Raw genomic sequence first — 1,395 nt, forward strand, 5'->3', positions numbered from 1 at the left:
CACTACTTTGGCAGATTTACTCACGCCGCCGCTCGTTGCAAATCCATTTTCGGCAATGCGGGCATCGCTGCGGCGGTAGTCGAGCGATGAGTTCGAGGATGGCGTGGCGCACGGCTGGCAACGTCGGCTGAGGCGGTGGCCCGTTGATTCTTTTTTTTCCGCCCTGCTGTTGCGAGGCGGCGATGCTGGAGGAAGGCGTACGCGATCATCGTCATGAGCGCATGACGATGTAGGCCTTGCCAGGATCGTCCCTCAAAGTGATCGAGACCGAGTTCTTCTTTCACCTGCTGGTGAGCCTGCTCGCAAATCCATCGCGCCTTGATGGTGGCCGCCAAGGTGCGTAGGTTCGTCTTTGCCGGCAGGTTGGCGAGATAGTATTTCTTCTCTCCCGACATCCTGTGCTCGCCGATGAGCCAAACCTCATCCCCTGGCAGATGTTGCTGACCCTTGTCTCTGATCCGCTGCGGTGGTCCGTCGGCTACCCGCACGCGGACAGCGGCAAAACCAGCCTTGAGCTTTCCTTTCGTGCCCGTGCGCCAACTGATGTTCTGCCATGTGGCGTCGGTCAGCATGTCTCCGGCCGCCATCGATAGAATGTCAGGAACGTGCCGCTTACGGGGACGGCCGCGCCCAGCAACCGGCCAGATCATCCGCACATCGGCAGGGTACACCTTGAGGTGATGCGGAATACCGACCGCCCAGGCAAGTTTGCGAGTTGTGAGCCCCTGGCGGAACGGCGCGCTCATCCCATAACCGGCATCCGCCAATACGCAGCCAAAGCGCACACCGGCCGCGATGACACGATCGATCTCTGCCAGGGCCATCTCCGGCTTCGTCCGTGCCGTTCGATATTCGGTCGGAACACCCGCTCGCTCCAATCGAGCCCGATTGCTCGTCCAACTGTCCGGAAGAAACAGCCGCAATGCGAGCATGACCGGTACTTCGCCTCGCGCAAGCGTCAGCGACACCAGCGTTTGGCAGTTGGCGGTCTTGCCCAGCGCCGAAGCATACTGCGGAGCGACACCCACCGAATGCGTACCCTTCTTGGGAAGCGCGGTGTCGTCGATCACCAGCACGGCATCGCTATCGCCGACGAGCCTATCCGCTTGAACGAGCAGTTCCGTCTCAACCGGCGTCGCATCCCAGACCCCGGCCGCAATGAAGTGGTGCAATTGATCATATTCGCCAAGTGCAAGCCGCTCCGCCATCGGCTGAATGCTCTTGCGATCACCAGGGCCGATCAGCCCCGATACGTAAAGCGGACACATTTGTCGCCGCGCTTTATGACCCAACCGATCCAGAAATGGCTTGAGCCAGCGTCCAAGCTCTTCATTCCAATCCAGCGTGTTGCCAACCATGGTCGGCCCCTCCAAAGGCCGACTACCCATGAATCAT

Annotated in this window: 1 protein-coding gene; it reads right to left on the reverse strand. The window is 60.3% G+C overall.

Annotated elements, in window-relative coordinates; translation table 11 throughout:
• Positions 1-20: 20 nt before the first annotated feature.
• Entirely contained in the window at positions 21-1,358 is a 1,338-nt protein-coding gene (locus LMTR3_RS23585; protein WP_065747407.1) for an IS701 family transposase, read from the reverse strand.
• Positions 1,359-1,395: the final 37 nt, after the last annotated feature.

It is taken from the genome of Bradyrhizobium sp. LMTR 3, assembly GCF_001693485.1.
Taxonomy (GTDB): domain Bacteria; phylum Pseudomonadota; class Alphaproteobacteria; order Rhizobiales; family Xanthobacteraceae; genus Bradyrhizobium.